Source organism: Parvivirga hydrogeniphila, from assembly GCF_023371205.1.
In the GTDB taxonomy this organism is placed as follows: Bacteria; Actinomycetota; Coriobacteriia; order Anaerosomatales; family Anaerosomataceae; genus Parvivirga; species Parvivirga hydrogeniphila.
The window spans coordinates 688092-708191 of sequence record NZ_JAMCCO010000001.1; the positions used below are offsets into that span (position 1 = coordinate 688092).

The window sequence follows — 20100 nt, forward strand, 5'->3', positions numbered from 1 at the left end:
GACTTGGGTGACGTTAGTGTACACAATAGTGTCACGATTGGAGGCGCAGAATGAAGTTCGTGAGCGTGCGTGACCTGCGCAGCAAGTCTGCGGACATCTGGCGAGATCTCCGCGACGAGCGAGAGATGGTCGTCACCAGCAACGGCCGCCCGGTGGCTGTCCTTGCAGCAGTCAACGAGTCGAACCTGGAGGAGACCCTCGCGGCCTTCCGTCGCGCACGTGCGATCGATGCGGTGGCCGCGCTGCAGCGCGCATCGGTCGCTCGTGGGCTTGATGCTCTCTCCGCTGATGACGTCGAGGCCGAGATCGCTGCCGTCCGTAAGGCGCGCACTCGTTGAGGATCGTCCTTGACACCAACGTGCTGGTCGCGGGCCTGCTGTCGCCTTACGGACCGCCTGGCGAGATCGTACGGCTGGTGTCATCCGGTGAGGTGACGCTGTGCTTCGACGCGCGCATTCTCGCTGAGTACAGCGAGGTCCTCGCTCGCCCACGCTTCGAGTTCGATCCCGACGACGTGGCCGCTTTGCTCGATTATGTGGAATTCTCGGGCGAGATCGTCGCGCCTCGGCCTCTCGCAGCGCTCCTGCCAGATCCTGATGACGAGCCGTTTCTGGAGGTCGCGTCCGCCTGCGGCGCGGACTGTCTGATCACCGGGAACCTCGCGCACTTTCCTCCCGAGTTGCGCGCAGGCGTGCGGGTGGTGTCGCCTGCGGAGTTCGTGGCCTTGATGCGCTCCGAAGGTTCGGAGCGTTAGGCGTTCGCGGCGAACTCGCCCCCTTCGCCTCGCCTGTCGCGGGCGCGTCGCGTACAATCGCACCTGCGCTCGGCGGGCGCTGTGACCCGCCCTGACACGAAGGAGGAGACGCAGTGGCGAAGCATACGGTGACGCTCATCCCTGGCGATGGCATCGGCCCGGAGATCACGCACGCGATGACGCGAGTGGTCGAGGCGGCCGGCGTGGACATCGAGTGGGAGCGCGTCGACGCGGGCGCCGAGGTGATGGACAGGTACGGCACGCCGCTTCCCGACCACGTGCTCGAGTCGATCCGCCGCAATAAGGTCGCCATCAAAGGCCCCATCACGACGCCGGTGGGCACCGGTTTCCGCAGCGTGAACGTCGCGCTGCGCAAGGAGCTCGACCTGTACGCGTGCCTGCGCCCGTCGTTCACCATCCCGGGCACCGGCGCCCGCTACGACGACGTGGACCTCGTGATCGTGCGCGAGAACACCGAGGACCTGTACGCGGGCATCGAGTTCGAGGAGGGGAGCGAGGGCGCCAAGCGCCTCATCGAGCTTATCGCGGCCGACGGCGCAGGCACGATCCGGCCGGACTCCGGCATCTCCGTGAAGCCGATCTCCGTGAGCGCCACGCAGCGCATCGTGCGCTTCGCGTTCGACTACGCGATCGCCAACGGCAGGAAGAAAGTCACGGCCGTCCACAAGGCCAACATCATGAAGCACACCGACGGGCTGTTCTTGCGGGTGGCGCGCGAGGTGGCCGAGGAGTACGCCGGTTCCGGCATCGAGTTCGAGGACTACATCGTGGACGCCACCTGCATGCAGCTCGTGCTGCATCCGGAGCAGTGGGACGTGCTCGTGCTGCCGAACCTGTACGGCGACATCGTGAGCGACCTCGCGGCCGGCCTCATCGGCGGCCTCGGCATCGCGCCCGGTGCGAACATCGGCGACGAGTGCGCGGTGTTCGAGCCGGTGCACGGCAGCGCGCCGAAGTACGCCGGCAAGGACATGGCGAACCCGACGGCGGAGATCCTCTCGGCGGTGCTCATGCTCAAGCACATCGGCGAGCGCGAAGCGGCGGAGCGGGTGCTTGCAGCCGTGCGCACGGTGCTGGCCGAGGACGTCCGCGTCACGTACGACATCATGCGCACGCGCACCGGCTCGACAGAGGGGTGCGTGGGCACGCAGGCGTACGCCGACGCGATCATCGAGGCGATGGCGTAAGCGGCGGTCCTGGGAGGGGCGCTCACGAGGCGCCCCTCGTCGCACCCGGGCTCAGTGCTCCGCGAGAAGCTCGCGGGGCGGCTCGCGGTCGAGAAGCGAGTAGGCGAGCAGCGCCCACGCGCGCGGAACGGCGCTGCCCCAGTCGTACCCGCCGCCGCCGAACGCGACCATCCGCCCATCGCAGAGCTCGTGGCTGAGCGCGGCGAGCCGCTCGACGAGCGCGTGGTAGCCGCGAAGCGTGAGGGCGAGGTGGGTGAGCGGGTCGGTGGCGAGCGCGTCAGCGCCGTTCTGCGTCACGAGCAGGTCGGGCCCGAACGAGCGCACGGCGGGAGCGACGACGTCGTCGAAGGCGTTCAGGTAGTCGAGGTCGCTCGCGTACGGCTCGAACGGCACGTTGACGGCCGTTCTCAGCGCGTCGGGCCCGCCGTCTCGCGCTCCCAGCCGGTGCCGGGGAACAGGAAGCGACCCGACTCGTGCATCGAGACGGTGAGCACGCGGCGGTCGTTCCAGAACGCCTCCTGCACGCCGTCGCCGTGGTGGGCGTCGATGTCGACGTAGGCGATGCGCAGCGCCGGTTCGCGCGCGAGCGCCCAGGCGATGCCGACGGCCACGTCGTTGTAGACGCAGAAGCCCGCGGCGCGGTCGCGGTGCGCGTGGTGCAGGCCGCCCGCGAGGGACAGCGCGCGGTCGGCGCGAGCGGCGAGCACCTCGTCGAAGGCGACGACGGCGGCGCCAGCGACGAGCGCCGAGGCCTCGTGCATGTGCGGGAACGCCGGCGTGTCGCCAGGGCCGATGCCGCGTCTGGGGGCGAAGCGGTCGGGGTCGGCGCCGGCGGCCTTGACGGTGGCGAGATAGGCGGCGTCGTGCACGCGCAGGAGGTCATCGTCGGAGGCGGGCCGCGGCGGGACGATCCGGATGGCGCCTTCGTCGAGCAGGTGGAGCTGCCGCATGAGGTCGACGGAGCGCGTGAAGCGCTCGGGCCGCAGGGGGTGGTTCACTCCCAGGTCGTACGACGCCAACTCATCCGAGTGCACGAGCGAGACCCGCACGGCGACCCCCCAGCGTATGGATGTCAGCGCTACCAGTATAGTGAGTACCCGAACGAAGGTGCAGCAGTGCGTCGCGGGCGGGTGGTTCGCGCGCAGCCGTCGCGCGCGTGCGCCCGAAACGGTACGATGTGCGCTGTGCGCGAGCGGTGCGCACGGGCGGCGGGAGGCGGCCATGGAAGACGACCGAGCGGCCGAAGCGCTCGCGTTCATCGAGTCCTTGCGGCTGATGTCGCGTGGCAAGCCCGGGTTCCGCTGGCTGGACGAGAAGCTCGAGCGGCTGGGCGCGCTCGTGCGAGAGATGGCTGAGGAGAACGAACGGATGCGAGCGTTCATCGGATCGCACGGCCTGGAGAAGGAGCTCGAGGAGTGGGAGTGAGGGGAGAGGGGGGACGTCCAGAGGAAGTGGAAGGGCTGACCAGAAAGACCCTTGAGTCAGCGAAATGGACGTACCTTTCGACCTTCATCACGGCAGCACTGCAAATCATCGTGACAGCCGCTCTGGCACGACTTGTCGCGCCGAGCGCTTTCGGTCTTGTCGCGATGGCAGGACTTGTTCTGCGCTTCGGTCAATACTTCGCTCAGATGGGTATTGGACAGGCGCTGGTACAGCGCCAGGATCTCTCGCGAGACCACGTCGCCGCTGGGTTCTGGGCGTCTGTGCTGATTGGCTCGCTGTTCACGCTTCTTGTTTGGTCGGTGTCGCCCTTAGCGGCCAAGGCTTTCAATAATCCGGCGCTCTCACCAGTCCTGAAGTGGATGAGCCTTTCATTTCTAATATCTGGGACATCCACGGCGTCTAACGCGGTGCTTCGCAGGGAGATGCGCTTCAAAGCAATCGCATTCACCGAGACGGTGGCCTACGTGGTGGGCTATGGAGGTGCGGTACTGCTGGCATTTCTTGGCCTGGGCGTGTGGTCGCTTGTTTTTGCCGGTCTGTGCCAGAGTGCCGTAGCGAGCGTCGCCTACAATGCGATTCGCAGAACAGTCTCTATGCCGGTCATTCGGCTCGCGCCTTACCGTGATCTTCTCGCGTTCGGCTCGTTGGTCTCCGTGATTTCGTTCTTCGAATTCCTGAATCAGAATCTGGACACGTTGACGGTCGGCAGATTTCTTGGCGCAACCAGCCTCGGATACTACAACCGCGCGTTGTCCGTGACGGGCATTCCTGTGTATTACCTCAGCACCAGTCTCTCGAAGGTAGTCATGCCATCGCTCAGCCGCCTTCAACACGATCTCAAGCGAGTCGGTCGTGCCTATTTGAGAATTATCGAGTTGTTCTCTGGAGTGGGGCTGCCGCTGGTTCTGGGTATGTCCGGGGCGGCTCGAGAAATCGTGGTCGTAGTCTTGGGGCCTCGCTGGGGGCCGACCATTCTGCCGATGCGGATTGTCGCAGTCGCTGCTGGTGCCTCCATGCTGTCGCACTTCGGCGGGATTCTCATGGAGGCTATTGCAAGGCTCCGTGTCAAGCTAGCTCTGAACATCTTCCAGATATGCGTTTTTGCCCTGCTGCTGCTCTTCCTTTCCAGACACGGACTTGCCGGTTACGCGGTCGCGTTCGCCTCTGCGCAAGTGCTACTCCTTGTCGTGCAGACTTGTGATGTTGTCAAGATCACGCACTTGGACTGGAGTGACTTGTTGAGGGTGTACAGGCCCGGCATGCTGGCTGGCGTGGCGAGCTGGGCGCTGCTCTATGCCGAGTCGGGGGCAGGGCGTGCCATTGGAGCTCCTGCCGGTCTTGTTCTGGCTTTACAAGTACTGTCCGGCTGTGCCGTGCTGTGTCTAGGAGGTCTGCTCGTGGACGGAGGCCGTTTGTACGGGGCTATGCGCCCACTCCTGCTCGAGTCCAAGTCTTCGATACTGTTGCGAGTGGTTGGCGTTGCTGACAGCGTTGCCATGAAGCAAAGACCACGTTCAAGCTGACGGAGAGGTAGCAGATTGCGGAGCGGGTCACGAAGCATGCACATCGCAGTGTTGGGGCCGATGAGCCTGGACTTATTGCCCCTAGATGGAGCGTCTGATGCACTGCCGGAAGGCTATCCCGCTCCGATTGTCTCCGGCATCGTGCGCGGACTGCTCGAAAAAGGCTTTCGCGTTACGGCTATCACCACCTCATTCGGGATCAGCGAACCGCAGACCTTCGCGGAAGATGGGCTTACGCTTGTCGTTGTGCCTCGTTATGGCCCCAGGTCTGCTTTGGATTTCTTCAAGAGAGAAAGGGAGCAGCTCCTTCACGCCATCAGGCAGTCGAGCCCGGACGTCCTCCATGCCCACTGGTCGTATGAGTTTGCGGGGGCTGCTCTCGATTCTGGACTGCCGACGCTAGTCACCGTACATGACAGCGCGCCGAGGGTCTTGCTCGAGACACTACGTAGCGGAGAGAGTCTGGTGCCGAAAGCCAAGCAGACTATCTACAGGGGCCTTCGGATGCTTATGAGTGCTTCGGTCCTGAATCGTGCGTGCTACCTCTCCTGCCCGTCGCAGTATCTCGTGGGCACGCTGCCGCCAAGGCATCGGGCAAAGGCTCGAATCATACCGGACTTCATCGAGACCGAAACTCTGCCTGAATACAAGCCCGTGCATGCGCGAAAACGCTCTATTGTTGTCGTCTCGAATGGATTTCACGGATGGAAGAACGTGGACACAGCGCTGGAGGCATTCAATCGCTCTCAGTCAAGACAGGCGGGATGGGCCTTGGAACTTGTAGGACAGGACATGGAGCCCGACGGGTCGGCTGCCCGGTGGGCGCGCGCCCACGGATTAGAAGAAGGCGTCGTTTTCAATGGTCCCTTGCCGTATCTTCGGACGCTCGAACTGATTTCGAGCTCTAGTGTCATGGTGCACCCATCACGCGAAGAGTCATTTGGAATGAGCGTATTGGAGTCCATGGCGATGGGCACCCCGGTGATCGGTGGCGAAAGGGCCGGAAACGTGCCTTACCTTTTGTCGGATGGCGCAGGCATCTTGTGCGATGTTGAGTCAGTCGACAGTCTGGCAGCTGCAATTGATTTGATGACTGCGAATGTGGGTCTTCGCGAATGTGTTGGAGAGGCAGCCAGGCAGCGAGCAATCGAGTCTTACCACAGGGACGTCGTCATGAATCTATACGTGGAATATCTAGTGGACATAGCTCACGGAGGCTCGGAGTGATGGCGCTGACGAGCCTCTTGTACGCAGTGCCACGCGTTCGTGGCTTGGTGGTGCGCTTGCAAAGCCTTGCTTTCGGAGTGCTCTATCGGCGCAATGTGGGTGCGGGGGCGAGAGTATTTGGATGGCCGCTCGTCCGTCTCGCGCCCGGTTCAAGGCTGCGTGCGGGCAAGCGTCTTGTTCTTATCTCCGCGAGTCAGTTCTCAGAATGGGCGCTCAATCATCGGTGCCACATCAGTCTGTCGAGCGACGCTACGCTTGAGAATGGGGATGATGTGGGGATGTCGGGTGCCACAATCGTTTGCAGACAGAGTATCAGGATTGGTAACAGAGTCCTCGTGGGTGCGAATGTGACAATCACTGACACCGATTCTCATGCGGTTGACAGAATTCCGAGGCGCTACCTTCGTGAAGGTGTGCGAAGCGCTCCTGTTGTGATTGGAGACGATGTCTTCATCGGTGGCAACAGTATCGTACTGAAGGGATCGACTATAGGAGACGGCTCTGTAATTGGCGCCGGGAGTGTCGTTACAGGCAGTATTCCGGCCGGCGTTCTTGCCGCTGGCAATCCTGCACGAGTCTTGCGGCAGTTGCCTCGTGAGGGTTCTCAGCTGTAGGCACGACGCCAAATCGGCCTGTGGCGAGGTGCCCTTTTCGACCAAGGGTTCGCGTGGGAAGGCGTGTCTTGTGGGTTCACGAACTTATGGGGGCATTTCAGTCTTACAGCACCTTCTACTGCTGGCTACACTGGCGGTGGCTGTGTACTGGGCAGGCATTGTTTTGCTTGCCGCAGTGGCCGGCATCATCGTCATTTCGTGGGCCGCTCACCGTTTTCCAATCCTCGCCGCATTCGCCTTACTAGTAGTCGTGTTGATCTCGCAGCTGTCCTTGATGATGAATCTACTGCCGGAGGGATGGGATGTCCTGCCCGGCGGGGTGCGCATCAGTGATCTCATACTCGTCGGCATGTGGGGCGCAAGCGTTGCGACTCTGTTTCGCAGAATCGACCGGTCGCCTGAGGCGAAGCGGCTCCTCGCCGCTTCTGCCCTGCTCTCAGCACTCCTTTTGGTGGCGATACTGCGCAACTGGACGACCTATGGGCTTAGCGCTCCAGGAGAGTTCAGATTCAGGTATCTGATACTCGGTCTTCCTATCTTTCTTGCCATCCATCTGACTGACGAGAAGATGCGCGAGAGTCTTGCATCATTACTCAGCTGGTCTCCGGTAATCGGAGCACTGGCGGTACTGCCCATTGCGGTTGCGAAGCAGGGGATTCAATTAAGCGCGTCTTCGCGTTGGTATCCCGCCTCGATCTCTCTCGGTCTCTTACTGGCCGCAACATGGCTGTTTGTATCGAGTAGGGTTGCAAGCCGGAGCGTTTCGCAGGCTCTTCGATATCTCACGCTGCTCTTCGTTGCATTCATCGTACTCAAAGATGCTCACAGGTCGGTTTGGCTTGTGGCGGCTGTGATTCTGCTGATTTTGATGCGGCTACGCGTAGTCGAGGTTGGGCGGCTTGCGCCGTGGCTCTTGGTCATAGTTGTCAGTGGAGCGGCGATTCTTTCCACTGTTGGGCTGACCGTGCCGCAATTGATTGCCTACATCACGTCACGCGGCTCTGCGTTCATTCGACCCACAAGCGATCCAACCTCGTATTGGCGGCTCGTTACGTGGAAGTCCTACCTCAACGTTTTCATGGAGCATCCTTGGCTGGGTGAGGGATTCGGTGGCTATTGGGATGTCTATGTCCCCGAGTTTGATGCGCGGATTACGGTGATGCCGCACAGCCTGTACGTTCAGACGCTGGTGAAGCTAGGTGTTACGGGAATGATGGCTCTATTGGCTTGGTTTGGTGCTGCGGCGAGTGCTTTGGTTGCTCAGATCAAACGGGCCGCCAGTGAGTCGACGAGTGCCCGGGCACTGGCTTTGATGGGGTTGTTGGGAGTGGCGGCGTCGCTGACTTTCGGTACCGCATACTCACTCGATTTCTGGCCGCTCGCATGGATTGGAATTGGTCTGGCGGCCGTTTTCAGCCCCGAGAGCGAGATCAGTCCCAATGAACGCTGACCTGAAAGTACCTGTGGTGCATGTCATCATCCCCGTGCACAACCGCCGAGACTTCACCGCTGCCTGTCTGCGATCTCTGCAAGATCAGACCTACACCAATCTCAGGGTGATCGTTGTCGACGACGGGTCTACGGACGGCACGGCTGAGATGATTGCGAGGGAGTTCCCGAGTGTCACCGTCTTGAAGGGAGACGGCAGCCTCTGGTGGGCAGGCGCAACTGCGCTGGGAGTCGAGTGGGTCTTGGAGCACTGCCGCGAGGATGATTTGATTCTCACCTTGAACAACGACACGTCGGTCGGTCCGGGCTACATTGACACTCTTGTGGATGCGTGGAGCAGGGCTGGGGGACGCGCAGTAGTCGGTTCTGTTTCAGTCGATGTCAGAGATGGCGATACGATCGTTGACGGTGGGCCCTACGTTGAATGGCTTACCGCCAAGGGCGGATCCTACAACATCGGTCGCTCATTGCGAGAAGTCGTCGACGACGGTGCCACAGCCACCCACCCCACGTTCCTCCCTGGGCGAGGCACGCTCATACCTGTCGCGTGCATACGGGATGTTGGCAACTTCGATGCCCGTCGCTTGCCGCACTATGCGGCCGACTACGAGTTCTCTGCCCGCGCAGCACGCGCCGGGTATTCGCTCATCATGTCGTACGAGGCTCCCGTGTTCAGTCGTGTTGATGCGACGGGTATATCAACGACTCGCGGTCGTCTACCGTGGCGCGCGTTCCTCGGGATGTATTTCTCCCGCCGGTCCCCGGCCTGCCTGCTCTACCGCTGGCGCTTCGCGTTGATGGCGCCGCCACTCCCCACGAGGCCGTTCTTCCTTTTGGCCGATACTGTCCGTGTGGTTGGTGGCGGCCTTCGCGATCAGCTCCGGATGGCAAAGCGATGAGCGCACCTCGCCTTCTGGTCGTGACGAACTTCGCGAGCCACTATCGCGCACCGCTCTTCGAGCGATTGCATGAGCGGCTTGGGGCCGAGTTCATCTTCTTCTCTAGGGGTGGAGAGGGGTACTGGCAGCCGCACCTGGGGACAACTCGAGGTGCTTTCCCGGCGAAAACCGTTGCAGATGGTCCGCATCTCGGCAAGCTCAGATTCAACACTCAGCTGTGGCAGGAACTGAACGCCAGGCCGTATGACGTCGTTGTCAAGTGCATGAACGGTCGTCTTGAGTTGCCTATGGCCTACGCGGCAGCGCGACGCAAGGGCGCGGCGTTTGTCTTGTGGACCGGCATGTGGATGCACCCGAGAAGCGCCTTCCATACCGTATCGAGACCCTTCACCAGATGGATCTACCGCCACTCAGACGCCATCGTGACCTACGGTTCGCATGTCTCGCGGTTCGTGGTCGGTGAAGGCGCGAACGCGAGGAAGGTCTTTGAGGCCGACAACGCCACCAACAACCAAGCGTTCGGGCGGCAAGTGAGCGGGGATGAGATTGGGCGCGTCCGCAGCGAATGCGGCGTCGGTTCAGGCGGAATGGTTCTTGCGGTGTCGCGTTTGGTCCCGGAGAAGGGGCTTGATGTGCTACTCGACGCCGTAGGGGCTCTGCCTGGTGCGCGACCGACTATTGTTGTCGTAGGCACGGGCCCACTGGAGAATCACCTGAAGCATCGGGCACAGGAGCTTGGAGTGTCAATCGTGATTGTATCGGGCCTCCAGCCTGCGGAGATGCCTCCCTACTATGCAGCGGCCGACGTGTTCGTGATGCCGTCGGTAACGACTCGGACCTTCAAGGAACCATGGGGTCTCGCCTGTAACGAGGCTATGCTGCAGGGTGTGCCGGTGATCGCTACCGATGCAGTGGGTGCGGCAGCTGGTGGTCTTGTGGAGAACGGCGTCACAGGGTTGGTTGTGCCAGAGAGAGATTCGATGGCGCTGGGCACGGCTTTGGCCACGGTCTTGCGCGACCGTGCGCTGGCTCGGCGTCTTGGAGATGAAGGCAAAGCCCGCGTAGCTAAAGTGGATTACGACAACATGGTGCGAGCGTTTGAGGATGCAATAGCCTATGCGGTGGAGCACCGGGCAGGACGCCGATGAGAGTCCTTGTTGCTCATGTCGCGTACCAATACCGCGGCGGCGAAGAAGTCGTTGTTGAGATGGAGGCCCGGCTGCTGCGTGAGGCCGGGCATGCAGTCTCGACGCTCGTGGTGCCCAGCTCGGACTTCTACGGTCTACCGAGGCTTGAGCAAGTACGCATCGGTCTCAACATGGGCGATCACCCGTACGGCCGTGCGCTGATTCGCGCTGCCGTGAAGGAGCATCACCCTGATGTGGTGCATTTTCACAACCTCTACCCTCTGCTCGGGGTTGGTGCCATGGCTGAAGCGGCGGCGCTGGGGTGTGCCGTGGTGCGGACACTCCACAACTTCCGCCTTTCGTGCATCGCCGGCACGCACTTCAGGAATGGTCAAACCTGCAACCTGTGTACGGCTGCACGCCACACCAGCGGGGTCTTGCGCGCCTGCTATCGAGGATCCAGGATCCAGTCGGCCGCAATGGCTCGTGCTTGCGTCACGGAATGGCGCTTCGCGAGTCAGGAAGCAATCCCCCATGTGACGATCTGCGTATCGGATTTCTTGCTCCGCCACATGACCGAGCGTGGGTATCCCGCTGCTCGCTTGCACCTGAAGCCGAACTCGGTGGAGCGCGGGCGGCCATATGCGCACCGAGAACGACGAGGGGCGTGCTTTGTCGGCCGGCTTTCTGTGGAGAAAGGCGTGCTGCCACTGGTCGAGTCGTGGCCGGTCGAAGCGCCGCCTCTCACGATTGTCGGAGACGGCCCGCTGCGTGGAGAAGTGGAACAAGCGAGTGCAGCGAAGAAGAACGTGGTCTTCGCCGGGCCCAGGTCGGCGGAAGATGTTAGGCAGCTCATCCGATCGTCTCGGGTGGCGATTGTGTCATCGCTGTGTTACGAGACCTCCCACCTAGTGACGATCGAAGCGTTCTCGGAGGGGACGCCCGTGGCCTCGTTCTCGCGAGGCGCTCTTCAGGAGCACATGCGGAGCCAGGGTTTCGAGGACATCGCCCTCGGCGACTTCGCAGGGCTGGTGTCTCAAGCGGCAGCCCTGTGCGAGGCCGATGAGCAGACGTGGAGCGAGTGCTCTTCCCGAGCTCTGGGGATTCATAGGGCGAAGTACTCGCACGAGAAGAATCTTGCCGCACTGACCGAGGTCTACGAGGCGGCGCTCGCCACGGCAAGGGAAAGACGATGACGAGCGTCTTTCCAGAGGTGCTCGTTGCGGGTGCGGCGGTGGCCCGTGCAGCGCTCGATGAAGCGGCGAAGGCGGTTATCGAAGACGGCACTCTTCGCCAGCGGCGCGTCTACGTCCTCTTCAACGCTCATTCCGCGAAGCTGCGGCGAGAGAGCGCCGAGTACGCACGGCTTCTTGCGGACACCGATCGCGTCGTGTGCCTTCCTGATGGCGCGTCGGTGACCTATGCTGCTCGGCTGCTCGGTTACGGCGACATCGGGCGCTGCCCCGGGCCGGATCTGCTCGAAGCCGGGTGCGCTTTGGCGGCGCAACGGGGCGTGCCGGTCTTCCTCTTAGGGGGCGCGGAAGGCGTGGCAGAAACGCTGGCCGAGACGCTCGCCGCTCGTCACCGGGGGCTGGTGGTGGCGGGCACGGCGACTCCGCCGTTCGGCGAGTGGTCGAGAGAGGACAACCGGCGACTCGTCGAAGCGGTCAGGTCGTCCGGCGCTCGGATCCTCTGGCTCGGCGTGTCGGCCCCCAAGCAGGAGATCTGGGCGTACCGGCACGTTGACGAGCTTGGCATCCCCATCGTGTGCGTTGGCGCTGCATTCGACTTCAACTCCGGACGCAAGCCGCGCGCTCCGATGTGGATGCGCAAGGCGGGTCTGGAGTGGGTGCATCGGCTGCTGTCCGAACCACGCCGGATGTGGAAGCGGTACCTCGTGGGAAACGCCCTGTTCGTGTGGGACGTCCTGCGATACCGCCGGAAGCCCGCTCCTTCACCGCGCTGAACCTACTGGTACCATGGTGTCGGCTGCAACCTCCTAAGGAGACACCCATGACGACCGCTCTCATCACCGGCATCACCGGCCAGGACGGCTCGTACCTCGCGGAGCTGCTGCTGTCCAAGGGCTACGAGGTGCACGGCATCATCCGTCGCGCCTCCACGTTCAACACCGACCGCATCGATCACCTCTACCGCGACCCGCACGAGCCGGGCACGCGGCTGTTCCTGCACTACGGCGACCTCACGGACGGCACCGGGCTGCGCCGCATCCTGGAGAAGGTGCACCCCGACGAGGTCTACAACCTTGGCGCCCAGTCGCACGTGAAGGTCTCGTTCGACCAGCCGGAGTACACCGCAGACGTGGTCGCCACCGGGACGCTCCGGCTGCTCGACGCGCTGCGCGACTATGCGCAGAACTCCGGCGCGCACGTGCGCATGTACCAGGCCGGGTCGTCGGAGATGTTCGGCGCGGCGCCGCCCCCGCAGTCGCTCGCCACGCCGTTCTACCCGCGCAGCCCGTACGCGGCCGCGAAGGTGGCGGCGCACTGGTACTGCGTCAACTACCGCGAGGCGTACGGGATGTTCATCTGCAACGGCATCCTGTTCAACCACGAGTCCGAGCGGCGCGGCGAGACGTTCGTGACGCGCAAGATCACCCGCGCGGTCGGCCGCATCAAGCACGGGCTGCAAGACAAGCTCTACCTCGGCAACCTGGACGCGAAGCGCGACTGGGGCTACGCGCCGGACTACGTCGAGGCGATGTGGCTGATGCTGCAGCAAGACGAGCCGGGCGACTACGTGGTGGCCACCGGCGAGGCGCACTCGGTGCGCGAGTTCTGCGAGGCGGCGTTCGCGGAGGCGGGTCTCGATTGGGAGGACCACGTCGAGATCGACCCGCGCTACTTCCGACCCACCGAGGTGGACTACCTGCTCGGCGACGCCTCGGCGACGCGCGAGAAGCTCGGCTGGGCGCCCAAGGTGAGCTTCGCCGAGCTCGTCACGCGCATGGTCGCGCACGACATGGAGCTTGCGGCGCAGGAGAAGACGCTCCGCGACGCCGGCCACGACGTGGCGCTGAGGGGCATTTCGCATGGATAGGTCCAGCCGCATCTACGTTGCCGGTCATCGCGGGCTCGTCGGGGGCGCCATCCTCCGGCGGCTGCAGCGCGAGGGCTTCGAGCGCATCATCGCCCGCACGCACGCGGAGCTCGACCTCACCTCCCAAGACGCGGTGCGGCGCTTCTTCGACGAGGAGCGCCCCGAGTACGTCTTCCTGGCCGCAGCGAAGGTCGGCGGGATCCTCGCCAACGCCACCTATCCGGCGGACTTCATCCGCGAGAACCTGCTCATCCAGACGAACGTCATCGACGCGGCCTATCGCGCCGGCGCGCGTAAGCTGCTGTTCTTGGGGTCGAGCTGCATCTACCCGAAGCACGCGCCGCAACCGATGAAGGAAGAGCACCTGCTCACAGGCCCGCTCGAACCCACCAACGAGGCGTACGCAGTAGCGAAAATCGCCGGCATCACGATGGTCAAGTCCTACCGGCGCCAGTACGGCTTCAACGGCATCTCCCTCATGCCGACGAACCTCTACGGCCCTGGCGACAACTTCGACCTGGAGACCTCGCACGTGCTGCCGGCGCTCATCCGCAAGTTCCACGAGGCGAAGGTCGCGGGTGCGCCGAGCGTCACGATCTGGGGCACCGGGCGGCCACGGCGCGAGTTCCTGCACGTGGACGACCTGGCCGACGCGTGCCTCTTCTTGATGCAGAACTACGACGACGAGGAGATCGTCAACGTCGGCGTCGGCGAAGACGTGAGCATCGCCGAGCTCGCTGCGCTCATCGCGCGGATCGTCGGGTACGAAGGCGAGATCGTCTACGACACCTCCAAGCCCGACGGCACCCCGCGCAAGCTCCTCGACGTGTCCCGCTTGAGCGCGCTCGGGTGGCGCGCCCGCATCGGGCTCGAAGAAGGCATCGCCTCGACCTACGAGTGGTACCTCGCCAACGTGGCGCAGTAGCGGCAGGGGGGCATTTCGTAGCAGCAAGTTACCAAACGTGGTAACTTGTTGCTATGAAACGCAGCGCACTCATCGACATCGTCTCGCGCGAGCCCTTGTTCACGACGGGCATGCTCCTGACGCCTGGGGCCGATCCGAAAGACGTCAGGAAGCAGCTCTCCCGGTGGACCCGCGACGGCACCGTCGTCCAGCTGCGTCGGGGGCTGTACGCGCTCGGTCCGCGGTACCGCCTCCGCGAGCCGCACCCGTACGAGGTCTCGAACGCGCTCGTCCCAGCGTCGTACGTGAGCCTGGAGACGGTCCTTGCCGCCCACGGCCTCATCCCGGAGGCGGTCTTCTCGACGACGGCCGTCACCACCGGTCGGCAAGGTTCTCGACAGACGCCGTTCGGGTTCTTCGTGTATCAACACATCAAGCCGGACCTCTTCTGGGGCTACAGGTCAGAGCCGATCGGTGACGGGAGGAGCGCGCTTGTCGCCACGCCAGAGAAGGCGCTCCTGGACCTCGCGTACCTGCGCACGCATTCCGACGAGATGGCGTTCGCTCGCGAATTGCGCTTGCAGAATCTCGAGACGATCGATCCGGAGCGCCTCGGTGCTTTCGCAGAGCGGTTCGGCGTGAAGAAGGTCGTGCGTTTTGCGCGCAACGTGATCGCGCTGCGCGACGAAGAGCGGGAGGAGTATCGGGGCGGATGAAAGAACGTATCGCGGAGCTCCTCGCTGACGCGACGCCGAGAAACGCCACGAACGTCATGCGCGAGTACCTCCAGGCGCGCATCCTGGAGACCCTGCAGACACGGGGAGCTTGGAGCTCCATCGCGTTCATGGGCGGCACGGCGCTGCGGTTCCTCTACGGCATCCCACGGTTCTCCGAGGACCTGGATTTCGCTCTGGAGGGCAGGGCCTCGGAGTACGACTTCGCCGGCCTGATCGATGCCGTGCGTCATCAGTTCCAGCGAGAGGGGTACACGGTCGAGGCGAAGGTCAACGCGAGAGCCACGGTCAACAAGGCGTTCGTCCGGTTCCCGGGCCTCGAGCACGAGTTCGGCCTCAGTCCTGACGCGAACCGCGTCTTCTCGGTGAAGATCGAGGTCGATACCGACCCTCCCGCGGGAGCGGGTCTTGCGGTGACGACCGTTCGCCGATTCGTCACGCTGCGGCTGCCGCACCACGACAAGCCGTCGTTGCTGGCGGGCAAGACGGCCGCGCTCCTGCTCAGGGACTGGGTCAAGGGCAGGGACGTGTACGACCTCGTCTGGTATCTCAGCGACCCGGCGTGGCCCGAGCCGAACGAAGCGCTGCTCGTGGATACTGTGCGCCGGGCCGGCCGAACCGACCTGGCCCGCGATGCGCGCGCGTGGCGCCAGGCGCTCGTGTCGCGGCTCCGCGAAGCGCCGTGGGACCACGTCCTCTCTGACGCGCAGCGGTTCCTGGAGCGTCCCGAAGACGCATGGATGCTCGAACGCGAAGCGGTGCTGTCGGTGCTCGAGCAGCGGGGCTGGGCGTCGGAGTGAGCGTTGCCCGCGGGCACCGCCCGCGCTATACTCGCCGTCAACCCAATACGGGAATGGCTGTGACGGGGACGAGTAGAGGCCAATCCTCGCTCCAGAGAGCCGGGGACGCTGGAATCCCGGTGCAGGACGTCTCGAACCTGGCCCCTGAGCCGCCTGGAAGAACGCCTCGACGCTGCGCGGACGACCTCCGCTCGGCGAGGGGCAAGTAGACCGGGTCGGTGGCATCCGTTATCTGCCGTATGAGCGGGCGCGCGAGACATCGCGCGTCAATCAGGGTGGTACCGCGGGAGCACGCTCTCGTCCCTGGATGTGGGCGGCGCGTGCTGCGCGGTCTTTCATCACACCCTGTCTTTCGGCCTTGCTCATGCGGCGGTGCGGCGCCGGCCCACGAGAGAGGTGGGAGCATGCAGCTGCGCAGCGATCGCATGAAGCGAGGCGTCACACGGGCCCCCCACAGGAGCCTGCTCAAGGCCGACGGCCTCACCGACGAGGAGATCTCCCGGCCGATCGTCGCCGTCGTCAACTCCGCCAACGAGGTCATTCCCGGGCACCTGCAGCTCGACGCCATCGCAGACGCCGTCAAAGCGGGCATCCGCATGGCGGGCGGCACGCCGCTCGAGTTCTCGACGATCGGCATCTGCGACGGCATCGCGATGGGACACCCCGGCATGCGGTACTCGCTGGCGTCCCGCGAGGTCATCGCCGACTCGGTCGAACTCGTGATGCAGGCGCACGCCTTCGACGCGATGGTGCTCATCCCGAACTGCGACAAGATCATCCCCGGGATGCTCATGGCGGCCGCTCGGCTGGACATCCCGACGATCGTGGTGTCGGGCGGCCCGATGCTCGCCGGCCGGCTCCGCGGCAAACCGGTCGACCTCGACACCGTGTTCACCTCCGTGGGCGCGGTGGCCACGGGCGAGATGAGCGAGGACGACCTGTGCGCTCTCGAAGACGCCGCCTGCCCGACGTGCGGGTCGTGCGCCGGGCTGTTCACCGCGAACTCGATGAACTGCCTCACGGAGGCCATCGGCATGGGGCTTCCGGGCAACGGCACGGTGCCGGCGGTGTACTCCGAGCGGCTGCGGCTGGCGAAGAAGGCCGGCATGCAGATCATGGAGCTGCTGCGTCACGGCATCACGGCCCGCGATGTCATCACGCGCGAGGCCGTGCGCAACGCGATGACGCTCGACATGGCCTTCGGCGGCTCCTCGAACACGGTGCTGCACCTCACCGCGATCGCGCACGAGGCCGGGGTCCCCATCACGCTGGACGACTGGGCCGAGGTCTCCGCGCGCACGCCCAACCTCGTGCGCATCTCGCCGGCAAGCGAGTACCGCATCGAGGACCTGTACTACGCAGGCGGTGTGACGGCCATCTTGGCGGAGCTCGACAAGGCGGGGCTCATCGAACGCAAGGCGCTCACCGTCACCGGCGAGAAGATGGGCGAGGTCGTCAAGCGGTCACGCGGCGCGGACGGGCAGGTCATCCGCCCGATCGACGACCCGTACTACCCGGAAGGCGGCCTGCGCGTGCTCAAGGGCAACCTCGCTCCGCGCGGGGCCGTCGTCAAGCAGTCCGCCGTCGCGCCGGAGATGCGCAAGCACACGGGCCCGGCGCGCGTCTTCGACTCCGAGGAGGCCGCCGTCGATGCGATCCTCCACGGGCGGATCAAGCCGGGCGACGTGGTCGTCATCCGCTACGAGGGGCCGAAGGGCGGTCCGGGCATGCGCGAGATGCTGCAGCCCACCTCGGCGATCTCCGGGATGGGGCTTTCCACCTCGGTCGCGCTCATCACCGACGGGCGCTTCTCCGGGGCGACGAAGGGCCCGTGCATCGGCCACGTCTCGCCGGAGGCCGCAGAAGGCGGTCCGATCGCGCTCGTCGAGGAAGGCGACGCCATCGAGATCGACATCGACGCGGGCCTAATCACCCTGGCGGTCACCGACGAGCGGCTCGCGATGCGGCGGCGCGCGTGGACGCCGCCCGAGCCGAAGGTGACGAGCGGGTACCTCGCGCGGTACGCGCGGTTCGTGGGCAGCGCCGACACGGGCGCGGTGCTCGAATGAGGGCGCGGGCGCGCCAGGAGGAGGTGGTCGCGTGAAGCTGACAGGTGCACAAGCGCTCGTCAAGACGCTTCAGGCGGTCGGTATCGACACGGTGTTCGGCTACCCAGGCGGCGTTGTGCTGCCGATCTTCGACGCCCTGTACGATGCAGACGACCTGCGGACGATCCTCGTGCGGCACGAACAGGGCGCGGCGCACGCGGCGGACGGGTACGCGCGCGCGACGGGGCGCGCCGCGGCCGTCATCGTGACGAGCGGCCCGGGCGCCACGAACACGGTCACCGGCATCGCGAACGCGTACATGGACTCGATCCCGATGGTGGTCATCACCGGCCAGGTGGCCACGCACGTCATCGGGACGGACGCGTTCCAAGAGTCGGACATCACGGGCATCACGCTGCCGATCACGAAGCACAACTACCTCGTGACGGACGCGAACGACCTCCCGGAGATCATCAAGGAGGCGCACCACATCGCGACGACGGGCAGGCCCGGCCCGGTGCTCGTCGACATACCGGTGGACGTGAGCAAGGCCGAGATCTCCTACCGGCTGCCAGAGACCGTCAACCTGCCGGGCTACAAGCCCACCTACCGCGGGCACGCCAAGCAGGTGAAGCAGGCCGCGAGCATGATCGCCAAGGCGCGCAAGCCGCTCCTGTACGTCGGCGGCGGCGTCATCTCCTCGGGCGCCTGGAAGGAGCTCAAGGAGCTCGCAGAGCTCATGCAGCTTCCCGTCGTGACGACGCTCATGGGCAAGGGGGCCTTCCCGGAAGACCACTACCTGTTCGTGGGGATGCCCGGCATGCACGGCGGCAAGTACACCAACTACGCGATCACCGAGACCGACCTGCTCATCGGCGTGGGCGTCCGGTTCGACGACCGCGTTACCGGAAAGCTCGCGGCGTTCGCGACGAAGGCGAAGGTCATCCACGTCGACATCGACCCGGCCGAGATCGGCAAGAACCGCACGGTGGACGTCCCCATCGTCGGCGACGCCAAACAGGTGCTGTCGGCGATCACAGCCGAGCTCCGCAAGATGGCGGCGGAGCCGCGCACGACGGCCTGGATGCGGCTCATCGACGACTGGCGCTCGCGGTATCCGTTCCACTACCACCCGAGCGATGAGAGCGTCATGCCGGAGTTCGTCGTCGAGCGCGTCCGCGAGCTCACCAAGGACCGGCCGACCGTCTACTGCACGGAAGTCGGGCAGAACCAGATGTGGGCCGCCCAGTACCTGCGCATCCGCGAGCCGCGGACCTGGGTGTCCTCGGGGGGCCTCGGCACGATGGGCTTCGGGCTGCCTGCCGCAATCGGCGCGCAGGTCGGGCGACCTGACTACCTCGTGGTGGACATCGCCGGCGACGGCAGCATCCAGATGAACAGCCAGGAGCTCGCGACGGCGGCCATCAACAAGCTGCCGGTGAAGGTGATCGTCTTGAACAACGGCTACCTCGGGATGGTCCGGCAGTGGCAGGAGCTGTTCTACGACCGGCGGTACGCGTCCAGCACGCTGCCGCAGGACTGTCCGGACTTCGTCAAGCTCGCCGAGGCGTACGGGTGCCTGGGGCTTCGGGTCACGCGCCCGGACGAGCTCGACGCTGCGCTCGTGCGGGCGTTCGAGCACGACGGCCCGGCCGTGGTGGACGTCCGGGTGGAGCGCGAGGAGAACGTGTTCCCGATGGTGGCGCCCGGCGGCTCGATCGACGAGATGCTCGGCGGGATCCCGGGAGGTCCGGTCTCCGACATGCTGGACGAGGAGCTGCTCGAGGAGGTGTGGGAGTGATGCGCCACACGATCTCTGTGCTCGTGGAGAACAAGCCGGGCGTGCTCACGCGCGTGGCGGGGCTGTTCGCTAGGCGCGGCTTCAACATCGAGTCGCTTGCGGTCGGCACCACCGAAGATCCCACGCTCTCGCGCATGACGATCGTCGTGAACGCCGAGGACACGCCGCTCGAGCAGGTCACCAAGCAGCTCCACAAGCTCATCAACGTCATCAAGATCCAAGACCTCGACCCGGAGGAGATGGTCGACCGCGAGCTCGTGCTGTTCAAAGTGAACGCGCCACCGGAGCGGCGCCACGAGATCATCGAGATCGCGAACGTCTTCCGCGCCAAGGTCGTGGACGTCGGCCGCAACACGCTCACCATCGAGGCCACGGGCGCGAGCGACAAGCTCGAGGCCATGGAGGACCTGCTCCGGGCGTACGGCATCAAGGAGCTCGCGCGCACCGGGCGCATCGCGCTCTCGCGCGGGGCGAGGGACCAGGGCTAGACGGCACGCGCCCGGGCT

General features: G+C 64.6%; 21 protein-coding genes and 1 other annotated feature. Of the genes, 19 read left to right on the top strand and 2 right to left on the bottom strand.

Going from position 1 to position 20100, the window contains the following annotated elements; genetic code table 11:
• Positions 1–50: 50 nt before the first annotated feature.
• From MX659_RS03585 to MX659_RS03595, 3 genes are all read left to right on the top strand, one after another.
• On the top strand, positions 51–338 hold the full coding sequence (locus MX659_RS03585) for a type II toxin-antitoxin system Phd/YefM family antitoxin (RefSeq protein WP_267192098.1): 288 nt from the start codon (positions 51–53) through the stop codon (positions 336–338).
• Complete coding sequence (locus tag MX659_RS03590; protein ID WP_267192099.1) at positions 335–754, top strand: putative toxin-antitoxin system toxin component, PIN family; 420 nt, start codon at positions 335–337, stop codon at positions 752–754. The genes MX659_RS03585 and MX659_RS03590 overlap by 4 nt, the downstream gene beginning before the upstream one ends.
• Before the next feature lie 113 nt (positions 755–867).
• A complete protein-coding gene (locus MX659_RS03595) occupies positions 868–1962 on the top strand; it encodes an isocitrate/isopropylmalate dehydrogenase family protein (protein WP_267192100.1) in 1095 nt (364 codons plus the stop codon).
• Positions 1963–2013: 51 nt separating this feature from the next.
• On the opposite strand, the gene MX659_RS03600 is transcribed toward MX659_RS03595, so the two are convergent.
• Positions 2014–2472: an arginase family protein gene (locus MX659_RS03600; RefSeq protein ID WP_407674468.1), complete on the bottom strand. Its 459-nt coding sequence runs from the start codon at positions 2470–2472 to the stop codon at positions 2014–2016.
• Positions 2370–3011, bottom strand: a complete 642-nt coding sequence (locus MX659_RS03605; RefSeq protein ID WP_267192101.1) for an arginase family protein — start codon at positions 3009–3011, stop codon at positions 2370–2372. The genes MX659_RS03600 and MX659_RS03605 overlap by 103 nt, the downstream gene beginning before the upstream one ends.
• 172 nt (positions 3012–3183) lie before the next feature.
• Between MX659_RS03605 and MX659_RS03610 the strand changes: the two genes are divergently transcribed.
• The 16 genes from MX659_RS03610 to ilvN all read left to right on the top strand — a co-directional run bounded on the left by MX659_RS03610 (position 3184) and on the right by ilvN (position 20082).
• The gene (locus MX659_RS03610; RefSeq protein ID WP_267192102.1) at positions 3184–3387 is read left to right on the top strand and encodes a hypothetical protein; all 204 of its coding nucleotides are present in this window, start codon (positions 3184–3186) and stop codon (positions 3385–3387) included.
• Positions 3384–4931, top strand: a complete 1548-nt coding sequence (locus MX659_RS03615) for a lipopolysaccharide biosynthesis protein (RefSeq protein ID WP_267192103.1) — start codon at positions 3384–3386, stop codon at positions 4929–4931. The genes MX659_RS03610 and MX659_RS03615 overlap by 4 nt, the downstream gene beginning before the upstream one ends.
• Positions 4932–4967: 36 nt before the next feature.
• The gene (locus MX659_RS03620; protein ID WP_267192104.1) at positions 4968–6158 is read left to right on the top strand and encodes a glycosyltransferase family 4 protein; all 1191 of its coding nucleotides are present in this window, start codon (positions 4968–4970) and stop codon (positions 6156–6158) included.
• 278 nt (positions 6159–6436) lie between these two features.
• Positions 6437–6772: a DapH/DapD/GlmU-related protein gene (locus MX659_RS09170; protein ID WP_407674469.1), complete on the top strand. Its 336-nt coding sequence runs from the start codon at positions 6437–6439 to the stop codon at positions 6770–6772.
• 70 nt (positions 6773–6842) lie between these two features.
• The gene (locus MX659_RS03625; protein WP_267192105.1) at positions 6843–8222 is read left to right on the top strand and encodes an O-antigen ligase family protein; all 1380 of its coding nucleotides are present in this window, start codon (positions 6843–6845) and stop codon (positions 8220–8222) included.
• Positions 8212–9120, top strand: a complete 909-nt coding sequence (locus MX659_RS03630) for a glycosyltransferase family 2 protein (protein WP_267192106.1) — start codon at positions 8212–8214, stop codon at positions 9118–9120. Before MX659_RS03625 ends, MX659_RS03630 begins: the two co-directional genes overlap by 11 nt.
• Positions 9117–10268, top strand: a complete 1152-nt coding sequence (locus tag MX659_RS03635; protein ID WP_267192107.1) for a glycosyltransferase family 4 protein — start codon at positions 9117–9119, stop codon at positions 10266–10268. The genes MX659_RS03630 and MX659_RS03635 overlap by 4 nt, the downstream gene beginning before the upstream one ends.
• Positions 10265–11443, top strand: coding sequence for a glycosyltransferase family 4 protein (locus MX659_RS03640; RefSeq protein ID WP_267192108.1), 1179 nt, complete (start codon positions 10265–10267; stop codon positions 11441–11443). The genes MX659_RS03635 and MX659_RS03640 overlap by 4 nt, the downstream gene beginning before the upstream one ends.
• On the top strand, positions 11440–12213 hold the full coding sequence (locus tag MX659_RS03645) for a WecB/TagA/CpsF family glycosyltransferase (protein ID WP_267192109.1): 774 nt from the start codon (positions 11440–11442) through the stop codon (positions 12211–12213). Before MX659_RS03640 ends, MX659_RS03645 begins: the two co-directional genes overlap by 4 nt.
• A gap of 47 nt (positions 12214–12260) precedes the next feature.
• The gene (gene gmd / locus MX659_RS03650) at positions 12261–13307 is read left to right on the top strand and encodes a GDP-mannose 4,6-dehydratase (protein ID WP_267192110.1); all 1047 of its coding nucleotides are present in this window, start codon (positions 12261–12263) and stop codon (positions 13305–13307) included.
• Positions 13300–14232: a GDP-L-fucose synthase gene (gene fcl / locus MX659_RS03655; protein ID WP_267192111.1), complete on the top strand. Its 933-nt coding sequence runs from the start codon at positions 13300–13302 to the stop codon at positions 14230–14232. The genes gmd and fcl overlap by 8 nt, the downstream gene beginning before the upstream one ends.
• A gap of 53 nt (positions 14233–14285) precedes the next feature.
• Positions 14286–14927, top strand: coding sequence for a type IV toxin-antitoxin system AbiEi family antitoxin domain-containing protein (locus MX659_RS03660; protein ID WP_267192112.1), 642 nt, complete (start codon positions 14286–14288; stop codon positions 14925–14927).
• Positions 14924–15745 (top strand): nucleotidyl transferase AbiEii/AbiGii toxin family protein, encoded by an 822-nt coding sequence (locus MX659_RS03665; RefSeq protein ID WP_267192113.1) that lies wholly within the window; start codon positions 14924–14926, stop codon positions 15743–15745. Before MX659_RS03660 ends, MX659_RS03665 begins: the two co-directional genes overlap by 4 nt.
• 50 nt (positions 15746–15795) lie before the next feature.
• Positions 15796–16053, top strand: a binding site (T-box leader).
• A gap of 102 nt (positions 16054–16155) precedes the next feature.
• The gene (gene ilvD / locus MX659_RS03670; protein WP_267192501.1) at positions 16156–17814 is read left to right on the top strand and encodes a dihydroxy-acid dehydratase; all 1659 of its coding nucleotides are present in this window, start codon (positions 16156–16158) and stop codon (positions 17812–17814) included.
• Positions 17815–17845: 31 nt separating this feature from the next.
• Positions 17846–19594, top strand: coding sequence for a biosynthetic-type acetolactate synthase large subunit (gene ilvB, locus MX659_RS03675; RefSeq protein WP_267192114.1), 1749 nt, complete (start codon positions 17846–17848; stop codon positions 19592–19594).
• Positions 19594–20082 (top strand): acetolactate synthase small subunit, encoded by a 489-nt coding sequence (ilvN, locus tag MX659_RS03680; RefSeq protein WP_267192115.1) that lies wholly within the window; start codon positions 19594–19596, stop codon positions 20080–20082. Before ilvB ends, ilvN begins: the two co-directional genes overlap by 1 nt.
• The last annotated feature ends 18 nt before the right edge of the window (positions 20083–20100 follow it).

Coding starts and splice junctions, on each gene's coding strand:
- MX659_RS03585 (WP_267192098.1), top strand. CDS start 51: ATGAAGTTCGTGAGCGTGCGTGACCTGCGCAGCAAGTCTGCGGACATC.
- MX659_RS03610 (WP_267192102.1), top strand. CDS start 3,184: ATGGAAGACGACCGAGCGGCCGAAGCGCTCGCGTTCATCGAGTCCTTG.
- MX659_RS03620 (WP_267192104.1), top strand. CDS start 4,968: ATGCACATCGCAGTGTTGGGGCCGATGAGCCTGGACTTATTGCCCCTA.
- MX659_RS09170 (WP_407674469.1), top strand. CDS start 6,437: ATGTCGGGTGCCACAATCGTTTGCAGACAGAGTATCAGGATTGGTAAC.
- MX659_RS03630 (WP_267192106.1), top strand. CDS start 8,212: ATGAACGCTGACCTGAAAGTACCTGTGGTGCATGTCATCATCCCCGTG.
- MX659_RS03635 (WP_267192107.1), top strand. CDS start 9,117: ATGAGCGCACCTCGCCTTCTGGTCGTGACGAACTTCGCGAGCCACTAT.
- MX659_RS03640 (WP_267192108.1), top strand. CDS start 10,265: ATGAGAGTCCTTGTTGCTCATGTCGCGTACCAATACCGCGGCGGCGAA.
- MX659_RS03645 (WP_267192109.1), top strand. CDS start 11,440: ATGACGAGCGTCTTTCCAGAGGTGCTCGTTGCGGGTGCGGCGGTGGCC.
- gmd (WP_267192110.1), top strand. CDS start 12,261: ATGACGACCGCTCTCATCACCGGCATCACCGGCCAGGACGGCTCGTAC.
- fcl (WP_267192111.1), top strand. CDS start 13,300: ATGGATAGGTCCAGCCGCATCTACGTTGCCGGTCATCGCGGGCTCGTC.
- MX659_RS03660 (WP_267192112.1), top strand. CDS start 14,286: ATGAAACGCAGCGCACTCATCGACATCGTCTCGCGCGAGCCCTTGTTC.
- MX659_RS03665 (WP_267192113.1), top strand. CDS start 14,924: ATGAAAGAACGTATCGCGGAGCTCCTCGCTGACGCGACGCCGAGAAAC.
- ilvN (WP_267192115.1), top strand. CDS start 19,594: ATGCGCCACACGATCTCTGTGCTCGTGGAGAACAAGCCGGGCGTGCTC.